Origin of the sequence: Bacillus cereus group sp. BfR-BA-01524 (assembly GCF_022662595.1) — a bacterium.
GTDB classification, from domain to species: domain Bacteria; phylum Bacillota; class Bacilli; order Bacillales; family Bacillaceae_G; genus Bacillus_A; species Bacillus_A thuringiensis_S.
In genome coordinates this window covers 1-3,368 of record NZ_JAKUDW010000195.1, presented here as the reverse complement: position 1 = coordinate 3,368, position 3,368 = coordinate 1, and the positions used below count along the sequence as shown (strand labels likewise).

The window sequence follows — 3,368 nt, the reverse complement described above, 5'->3', positions numbered from 1 at the left end:
CTTGAAACAAGAGAAGTTTGAATCCCTAACTTTTGAATGTAAGATACAGCTGCATCTCCAACCGAATTTTCCGGTAAAGTTGAAATAAGAAGCCCTTCATGCCCTAAGTGAGAAAGTGCCGCTACAACGTTCACACCTGTACCTGAAAATGAGTAATTTAACGTGTTAGCTTGCGACAACAATTCATATCCAGGTACTTGCAGGCGCATCATTACTTCGCCGAACGCTGCAATTTTCTTACGCATATTGATCAACTAGCTTTTTCACGACTGCTAATAATTCACGAACATCTTCTACTTTCGTATTACCAGTTTCTTTATCAATAATAGAAGAGTATACGTGCGGGATAACTTGCTCTACATTTGCCTCAAGCGCAATACGTACAATTGTTTCAAAGTTTTCTTTATCAATTCCACCTGTTGGCTCTAATGCGAATCCTTCTTCTGCACAAGCTTTCGCAACTGCGCGATATTCTTCTTCGTGAGCTAGCCCTTTCATCGGGAAGTATTTCAATGAATTTCCGCCCATATCACGTACAAGTGCGATCGCTGTTTTAATTGGAACGATTGCTTTTTCTTCTCCAGCCGCACTAATTGGGCCAGTAGAAATATTTACGTAACCTACTTTTCCTGTTGGCGATACTAAACTATTAATCCAGCTATCTTTTTCGCCAAGATTTGCACGTGTCGCTCCAACCGAAGGAAACACTTGGTTAATATGGCTACCAGGATAATGCTTCGCAATTTCAGCTACAACTGCTGCTTGGCGATTATCTCCTGCGCCTAGTCCGATTGATACAGCGTCATCAATTTCTTTTCCGTATGCTTTCATCGCTGTAACTGCTTCTTCTACTGTTGGGTAGTCTTTTGATAACACTCCTACTACTACATAACCTTCTGCTGCTTCAAAAATATCTTTCGCATTTTGGATATTGTTCGCTAATACATTTAATGCTACGCGGCCTTTATAAAAACGTTTTTGAATATTTGTCATTTTAGTTTCCCCCTACAATTTCTCTCAATTTTTCTTCAATTACATGTATGTCATCACCTTGAAGTGGACGTGGATCGATATCAAAGAATCCTTGTCTTACTCCGTAATCACGTGTGTAAATTGCGATTTCCCCGTCGCGTAATTCAGTCACAACGTCTTTTGCCGATTTATTTAACTCTTTCTCGTTAATATGAATACGTGCTCTAAAGATTGCTCTTCCTGCTTCATCTTGAACGATCGTTACATTTATACCGTTTAATTCTTTCAGCGGCATAAGTACTTGTAATAACTCTTTTTCTTGCTCACTTTTATCTTCTTTTACTCCGTACTCATCAAGCGCTTGAAGTAAACCGAAAGTTGTTTCTTTCCCAACTTTCATACTTCTTCCGATACAATGTAATTGCACTTTCAGCCATTCAATATATTTTCGTTTCCCGCCGACAATACCAGAAGTCGGCCCTTCAATCGCCTTTGAACCGCTATAAATGGCAAGGTCTGCATACTTCACGTATTTTTGAATATCCTCTTCAGCCGCCGCATCGACGATAAGCGGGATATTATTTCGCTGCGCTACTTCCCATGCTTCTTCAACAGAAATCATATTTTTTTGCACTGCATGATGTGATTTCACATAAAGAATTGCTGCTGTATTTTCGCCAATCGCATCTTCAATATGTTCTGCTTTCCCTTCATTTGCGTAGCCAACTTCAACGAGTTTTCCTCCACCTAAGTAAATCATCGTTTCAACAGGAGCACCGTATTGAACGTTATGACCTTTTAACATAATCACTTCGTTTTTCGCGATGACCTCTTGATGAAGTCTTTCACTTTTACGGCGATTTCCTTCTGTAACGATACCAGCGATAGAAAGCGCAATTCCGCTCGATGCTGAATTCACAACGACCGCTGCCTCTGAATCTAGAATTCTCGCAATATGATCTCCTGCTTTATCTACTAAATCAGCAATTTCCACATAATTTTGTCCCCCATGTTTCATCGCATCCATTACCGTATCTGTAGGAGCAGATACACCTAAAATACTCATTCTACCGCTCGCATTAATTACTCTTTTTAATCCGTACTTAGCATTCAATGAATGACCCATTGATTACAACCCCTTTCGTATCAATCCTTCTTTCAGCAATGCGCTGATCCCCTTCTGAATCAATTAAGGTAACCTTCTCATCTTTAACCGTAAATAAAGTTAAGTTTGCAATATCTCCTTCTTGAATACGGCCAAGCTCTGGTTTCTTAAGCCACTCTGCCGCATTTTTCGTAACCGCATCAATCACTTCTTCTAGCGGATAACCTAAGTAAAGGAATTTCGAAAGAACGTGAGCCATACTATACACTGGACCATATATACGATTCTTCCGGTAAATATCCGTACTAATTGTATTAAAGGCAATATTGTGACGCTTCGCCGCTTCTGCTACTTTAAAAGAAAAGCTAGCATTACCGTGACCAACATCTAAATGCACGCCGCGATTCACCGCATCTAACAACACAGGTAGCGGTTTCCCTTCTTCATCAAATAAATTATTTTCTTTCCCGTTTAAATAATGTGTAATGACATCATCTTTTTCTAAAAGAGGTACAACTTCCTCTATACGAGGAGGCGCTGAACCGATATGTACCATAATCGGTAATGATGTTTCACGAGATAAAGAACGGGCAACATGAAGCGGTTCAATTCCACTATCACAAACGACACTTTTACTCATTCTCGCCTTTAACCCAACGATTACATCTTTATACTTTTCTACTGCTTCTATCGCTTTCTCTTTATCTATCCATTCCATATTGGATAATTCATCAATTCGTTTCAAACCGATGCGAGAAATATTTAAAAAGGCAAATAAATTTGTCTTTGCCTGCTCTCTACTTTGTACTAAATCTGCAATGCGATCAGCACCGCAACTACCCGCATCAACAATTGTCGTTACCCCTTGCTTAACGCCAATTTCATCCACCTCATCGCCATACGGATCAAACTCTGGAAAAGCGTGAACGTGCAAATCAATCCAACCACTCGATACGTAAGTACCAGAGTAATCAAGAACCTTTCCACCTTCGCCAGCACCAGCTTTCGTCACCTGTGCGATTTTGTTATTTTCAATTACAATGTCAATCTCTTCCCCGTTCACACGTTTCACATTACGTAGTACGAATCGTTCTGTCATTGTATTTCCACCCTTTTCTATAAGAAGCCATAAGAATACGCTTACATTAAAGTTTCATTTTATATCTCTTTCACATATTTAGAGTAACATGAAAAAAACGAAAAGTAAATATAACGTTATAATGTTTAAAAATACATAAAAAGATGCTCCTCCAAAATGCTAATAGTATAGGAAATTATATCAACGATTTTT

The 3,368-nt window shown here is 39.1% G+C and carries 4 protein-coding genes; all 4 read right to left on the bottom strand.

Annotation, left to right across the window (positions count from 1 at the left end; translation table 11 throughout):
• On the bottom strand, window positions 1-245 hold a 245-nt coding region (locus MR170_RS30155), incomplete at its 3' end, for a PfkB family carbohydrate kinase (RefSeq protein ID WP_242310553.1).
• The gene (gene dagF, locus MR170_RS30150) at window positions 238-993 is read right to left on the bottom strand and encodes a 2-dehydro-3-deoxy-phosphogluconate aldolase (protein ID WP_078401182.1); all 756 of its coding nucleotides are present in this window, start codon (window positions 991-993) and stop codon (window positions 238-240) included. The genes MR170_RS30155 and dagF, both read right to left, overlap by 8 nt.
• 1 nt (window position 994) lies before the next feature.
• On the bottom strand, window positions 995-2,098 hold the full coding sequence (locus tag MR170_RS30145; protein ID WP_242310551.1) for a DgaE family pyridoxal phosphate-dependent ammonia lyase: 1,104 nt from the start codon (window positions 2,096-2,098) through the stop codon (window positions 995-997).
• Entirely contained in the window at window positions 2,076-3,176 is a 1,101-nt protein-coding gene (locus MR170_RS30140; protein ID WP_242310549.1) for an amidohydrolase/deacetylase family metallohydrolase, read from the bottom strand. Before MR170_RS30140 ends, MR170_RS30145 begins: the two co-directional genes overlap by 23 nt.
• Window positions 3,177-3,368 lie beyond the last annotated feature (192 nt).

Bases quoted from the DNA above. Each gene is read 5' to 3' on its own strand.
- dagF (WP_078401182.1), bottom strand. From the start codon at position 993: ATGACAAATATTCAAAAACGTTTTTATAAAGGCCGCGTAGCATTAAAT.
- MR170_RS30140 (WP_242310549.1), bottom strand. From the start codon at position 3,176: ATGACAGAACGATTCGTACTACGTAATGTGAAACGTGTGAACGGGGAA.
- MR170_RS30145 (WP_242310551.1), bottom strand. From the start codon at position 2,098: ATGGGTCATTCATTGAATGCTAAGTACGGATTAAAAAGAGTAATTAAT.